The organism is Bradyrhizobium sp. (genome assembly GCF_035701725.1).
Classification (GTDB): domain Bacteria; phylum Pseudomonadota; class Alphaproteobacteria; order Rhizobiales; family Xanthobacteraceae; genus Bradyrhizobium.
Genome location: NZ_DASSRP010000071.1, coordinates 1 through 5,275 on the forward strand (window position 1 = coordinate 1; position 5,275 = coordinate 5,275).

Sequence of the window (5,275 nt, forward strand, 5' to 3'; positions counted from 1 at the left end):
GGGCCGCCTCGCGCTCCTCCGCATTGAAATATTTCACGGTCTCGTAGTTCAGCAGCGAGTCGATGGCCTTGGTGTTCGCCTCGGCGTCGGAATCGTTCATCTTGCGGCGGATTCCGATCCGCCACTCGGTCGCGATGTAGGTGTAGTACATGTAGATCACGACCGTGATCAGGGTTGCGACCACATAGCGCCAGTCGAACTTCCACAGCAGCACCGCCATCAACAGCGTAACCTCGACGATGGTCGGAACGAGCTGCAGAATCACCATCCGCACGATGGTCTCGATACCATTGCGGCCGCGCTCCAGCACCCGCGTCAATCCGCCGGTCTTGCGCTCCAGATGAAAGCGCAGCGACAGCTCGTGCATGTGAACGAAAGTGAGATAGGCCAGCTTGCGCACCGCATGCATGGCCACGCGTGCGAAGATTCCGTCACGCCACTGCGTCAATACGCCCATCAGGATGCGCAAGGCGCCATAGCCCAGCGTCATGATGATCGGCGAGGCGACGACCCATAGCATCCAGTTGGAGGCCTGCACCGGCGCGCTGTCCGCGCCCGTCAGTGCATCGGTCGCCCATTTGAACGTAAAGGGCACTGCCAAGGTCGCCAGCTTGGCCGCGAGCAGCAGCACCACGGACCAGACCACCCGCATCTTCAGGTCGGTACGATCCCCAGGCCAAATATAGGGCCACAGATGCGCCAGTGTCCCGGTCAGGCTCGCCTGTCCGAGCGCGTTGTCGGGAACTGGCGCCTGATCGGTCGGCCTCGAGGAATCAGGATGCGCCATGAAGCCCGGCCCGGCGCAGAATGGCGCGCCGATTCGGCGCACGCTTTTTCGGAATTTGTCGCATTTCGCCTGTCATATAGAGCGTTTGGCGGGCTAGTGAAGAGAATTTGACATTCGCCAGCCATTTGGGGGGTAAATTCTTCAGCAATGCCGGGGCTTTCGGGCAATATTATTCGATGGCCGAATCCATTATGGTTTGACTGATTTACGCTGCAATGCCACATGAATTGACATGAGCAAGATCAAAACTGTCTGTGTCTATTGCGGCTCCGGCCCCGGCACCAATCCCCTTTTCACCGAATCCGCCAAGGCCTTTGGCAAAGTGCTCGCCGAAAACGGCATTCGCCTGGTCTATGGCGGCGGTTCGCTCGGCATCATGGGCGCCGTGGCGAGCTCCGTGCTCGACCATGGCGGCATGGTGACGGGGATCATTCCGGACTTCCTGAAGCTGCGGGAAAATGCGCTCAAGCGCGTCCAGGAGATGATCGTCACGCCCGATATGCATGAACGCAAGCGGCTGATGTTCGAACATTCGGATGCCTTCGTAGCCCTGCCCGGTGGCATCGGCACACTCGAGGAGCTGGTCGAGCAGCTCACCTGGCAGCAGCTCGGACGTCACTCGAAGCCGGTGCTACTTGCCAACATTGACGGATTCTGGGAGCCGCTATTCGCACTGCTCGCTCACATGCGCGAGACCGAATTCATTCGCAACGGACTTTCGGTCGAGATCCTCAAGGCCGAACGGGTCGAGGACATCCTGCCACGGCTGCAAGCGGCCGCCGCGCTTCTTCCCGACAGCGCCGCTGAAATGGAGCCCGAGTTCGCCCGGCGGCTTTAGCAAGCGCGACACACGTAGCCGCCAATCGCTAATCGCCTGGAAACGTCACCGCCTCGACCCGATTGCCATCGGGATCGCGAACGAACGCGGCGTAGTATTTCACCCGTTCATGCGGCCGCAGGCCCGGTGCGCCATCGGAAGTGCCTCCCGCCTTTAGCGCCGCCTGGTGAAACGCATCGACATCGCCGGTCGATTTCGCGCGAAGGCAAATGTGGTTGCCGCTATCGGCTGCAACCGGAGCCATATCGGGACGGAGATTGATCCAGAATTCCGGATAGGCTTTGCCGAAACCGATGGTGGCGGGGCGTGTCACGAGCTTCGTCAGGCCGAGCGGCGCCAGCGTCAGTTCATAAAAGCGCGCCGAGCGCTCGAGGCTGCTGACGCTGACGGAAATGTGGTCGATCATGAAACACTCTCAAGACGTCATTCCGGGATGGTCCGCAGGACCAGACCCGGAATCTGGAGATCCCGGTTCGATGCTTTGCATCGCCCCGGAATGACACCAATCTCTTAAGCCGGCGCGCCGGATTTTACGAGCTTGTAGATGATCGAATCCATCAGCGCCTGGAACGAGGCGTCGATAATGTTCGGCGACACCCCGATGGTGCTCCACTTCTCGCCGGTCTCGTCCACGCTTTCGATCAACACCCGCGTCACCGCCTCGCTGCCGCCGTTGAGGATACGCACGCGGTAATCGATCAGCTTGAGCCCCTCGATGAATTTCTGGAACTTGCCGAGGTCTTTGCGCAACGCCACGTCGAGCGCGTTGACCGGGCCATTGCCTTCGGCGGCCGAAATCAGCTTCTCACCGTCGACATCGACCTTGACCACCGCCATTGCCACCGTGACCCGTTGGCCGTTGGCGTTGTAGCGCTGCTCGACATTGACGTCGAATTGCTCGACGCGGAAATAGTCCGGCACCCGGCCAAGCGTTCGCCGCGCCAATAGTTCGAACGACGCGTTGGCGGATTCATAGGCATAACCCACGGCCTCGCGCTCCTTCAGTTCCTCGACCAGACGGGCGAGCTTCGGATCGTTCTTGTCATAGGCAATGCCGGCGCGGTCGAGTTCGGCGATCACGTTTGAGCGGCCCGCCTGGTCGGAGACCAGCACCTTGCGGTGATTGCCGACCGCCTCCGGGCGAACGTGTTCGTAGGTCTGCGGGTCCTTCAGAACGGCCGAGGCATGAATCCCGGTCTTGGTCACGAAAGCGCTTTCGCCGACATAGGGCGCATGGCGATCGGGCGCGCGGTTCAGCATGTCGTCAAGCGTTCGCGATGCCGCGGTCAAGGTCGCGAGTTTCTCGTCGGTAACGCCGATCACGAACCGACCGGCGAATTCGCCCTTCAGCCGCAGCGTCGGAATTAACGAGCAAAGATTGGCGTTGCCGCAACGCTCGCCGAGCCCATTGAGCGTGCCCTGGATCTGGCGCGCACCCGCGCGCACCGCGGCAAGCGAATTGGCAACCGCCTGCTCGGTATCGTTATGGGCGTGAATGCCGACGTGGTCGCCTGGAATATGCTTGATGACCTCGCCGACGATGGTCTCGATTTCATGCGGCATCGTACCGCCATTGGTATCGCACAGAACCACCCAGCGGGCGCCGGAATCGTAGGCCGCCCTGGCGCAAGCGAGCGCGAACACCGGGTCCTCCTTGTAACCGTCGAAGAAGTGCTCGCAGTCGAGCATCACTTCGCGGCCGGCTTTGCGCGCGGCCGTCACGCTGTCGCGAATGGACGCGAGATTTTCTTCATTGGTGGTCTCGAGCGCGACGCGGACCTGATAAGCGGACGATTTTGCGACAAAGCAGATCGCGTCAGCTTTGGCCTCGAGCAGCGCCGTTAGGCCGGGATCGTTCGATGCCGAGCGGCCGGCGCGGCGCGTCATGCCGAATGCCGTAAAGCGGGCGTGCGCCAGCTTCGGCTTGTCGGCAAAAAATTCGGTATCGGTCGGATTGGCGCCGGGATACCCGCCTTCGACATAGTCGACACCAAGCTCATCGAGCATCCTGGCGATCAACTGCTTGTCCTGCAGCGTGAAGTCGACGCCGTTGGTCTGTGCGCCGTCGCGCAGCGTGGTGTCGAAAAGATAAAGCCGCTCCCGGGTCATCTGGCACCCCCAGCCGGCGCTTCGAGCGGCTTCTGCATGGTGGTGTTGGCGAGCCACTCGCCATTGAGCGAAACCGTGTTGCGCTGCTTGGCTTCATAGCCGCGCTTTGCAAAGAATTCCGCCGCGTTGTCGCTGGCATCCACCGTCAGGCTTTTAGCGCCGCGCGCCGCCGCGAGTTTTTCGAGCGCCTCGCTCAAGGCGGCCGCCACCCCCTGCCCGACCGCGCCGGGATGCACATAGAGCAGGTCGACATGGTCCTTGCCCTTCAGCGATGCGAAACCGACCGGCGACCCATCGAGCGTGGCAACAAGGGTGAGCTGAGAAGCCAGCCGTTGGCCGAACGCGGCCTCGTCTTCAGCCGCAGCGGCCCAGGCCTCCTGCTGCGCCTCGCTATAGTCGTCGCCGGTCAGCGCCTCGATGCTGGCGACGAAGATCGCCGCCAGGATCGGCGCATCGGCGGGCAGGAATGGACGCAGCGCAGGCGTACTCATCGCGCGATCTCCCAGGTGGTGCCTTCCTTGGAATCCTTGATCACGACGCCCATCGCAGCGAGTTCGTCGCGAATCCGGTCAGATTCCTTGAAGTCCTTGCGCGCGCGGGCGGCGGCGCGATCTGCTATGAGTGCTTCGACGGCTGCACCGTTGACCTCAACGGCCCTCGGATTGCTTTCAAGATATTCCGCTTTTGTCTTTCCAAGCAGCCCCAGCAACATGGCCGATGCCTTGAGCTGACTGGAGGCAGTACCACGGCCGGACGCGATAGCGTGAAGCCGCGTGATCGCGCCCGACGTATTGAGGTCATCAGCCAACTGCGCACGGACGCCCTCATCAATCTCCCCGGGAGGCAGACTGTCGTCGCCCACGATGTCGTACCAGGAGTCGACAACCTTCTTGCTTTCTTCAAGGCTTTTGATCGTCCAGTCGATCGGCGAGCGATAATGCGTCTTCAGCATGTTGAGGCGCAGCGCCTCGCCGGGCCAATCGTTGAGCAATTCGCGAATGGTGAAGAAATTGCCGAGACTCTTCGACATCTTCTCGCCTTCGACCTGCAGGAAGCCATTATGCATCCAGTAATTGGCCATCGTCGGCGTGCCGTGCGCGCAACGCGACTGCGCGATCTCGTTCTCATGATGCGGGAAGATCAGGTCGAGACCGCCGCCGTGAATGTCGAAGACGTTGCCGAGATAGGCCGCGCTCATCGCCGAACACTCGATGTGCCAGCCCGGACGGCCCCTGCCCCACGGGCTTTCCCAGCCGGGTTCGTGCTCGGATGATTGCTTCCACAGCACAAAGTCCGCCGGATTCCTCTTGTGCGCGTCGACCGCAACGCGGGCGCCGGCCAGTTGTTCGTCGAGCCTGCGACCGGATAGTGCGCCATAATCGGGCATCGACTGCGTATCGAACAGCACCTCGCCTGCGGCTTCATAGGCGTGCCCGCGCGCGATCAATTCCTTGATCAGCGTAACCATGTCGGCCTTGCCGTCGGCGCGCGGCAGCACGAACTCGGTCGCGCGCGGCTCGTAGGTTGGCGGCAAGCAGCCG

At 61.8% G+C, this 5,275-nt stretch carries 6 protein-coding genes; 1 reads left to right on the forward strand and 5 read right to left on the reverse strand.

Going from position 1 to position 5,275, the window contains the following annotated elements; genetic code table 11:
• The coding region (locus tag VFL62_RS03585) for an ABC transporter transmembrane domain-containing protein (RefSeq protein WP_325171006.1) at positions 1–787 on the reverse strand (787 nt) is incomplete at its 3' end.
• A 232-nt stretch (positions 788–1,019) separates the two neighbouring features.
• Here VFL62_RS03585 and VFL62_RS03590 point away from each other — a divergent pair.
• The gene (locus VFL62_RS03590; protein ID WP_325171007.1) at positions 1,020–1,625 is read left to right on the forward strand and encodes a TIGR00730 family Rossman fold protein; all 606 of its coding nucleotides are present in this window, start codon (positions 1,020–1,022) and stop codon (positions 1,623–1,625) included.
• A gap of 28 nt (positions 1,626–1,653) precedes the next feature.
• Here the strand turns inward: VFL62_RS03590 and VFL62_RS03595 are convergent, their stop codons facing one another.
• From VFL62_RS03595 to VFL62_RS03610, 4 genes are all read right to left on the reverse strand, one after another.
• Positions 1,654–2,031: a VOC family protein gene (locus VFL62_RS03595; RefSeq protein ID WP_325171008.1), complete on the reverse strand. Its 378-nt coding sequence runs from the start codon at positions 2,029–2,031 to the stop codon at positions 1,654–1,656.
• A gap of 104 nt (positions 2,032–2,135) precedes the next feature.
• Complete coding sequence (cimA, locus tag VFL62_RS03600) at positions 2,136–3,734, reverse strand: citramalate synthase (RefSeq protein ID WP_325171009.1); 1,599 nt, start codon at positions 3,732–3,734, stop codon at positions 2,136–2,138.
• On the reverse strand, positions 3,731–4,225 hold the full coding sequence (locus VFL62_RS03605; RefSeq protein ID WP_325171010.1) for a GNAT family N-acetyltransferase: 495 nt from the start codon (positions 4,223–4,225) through the stop codon (positions 3,731–3,733). Before VFL62_RS03605 ends, cimA begins: the two co-directional genes overlap by 4 nt.
• Positions 4,222–5,275: cysteine--tRNA ligase (locus VFL62_RS03610; RefSeq protein WP_325171011.1), on the reverse strand; the 1,054-nt coding region annotated here is incomplete at its 5' end. The genes VFL62_RS03605 and VFL62_RS03610, both read right to left, overlap by 4 nt.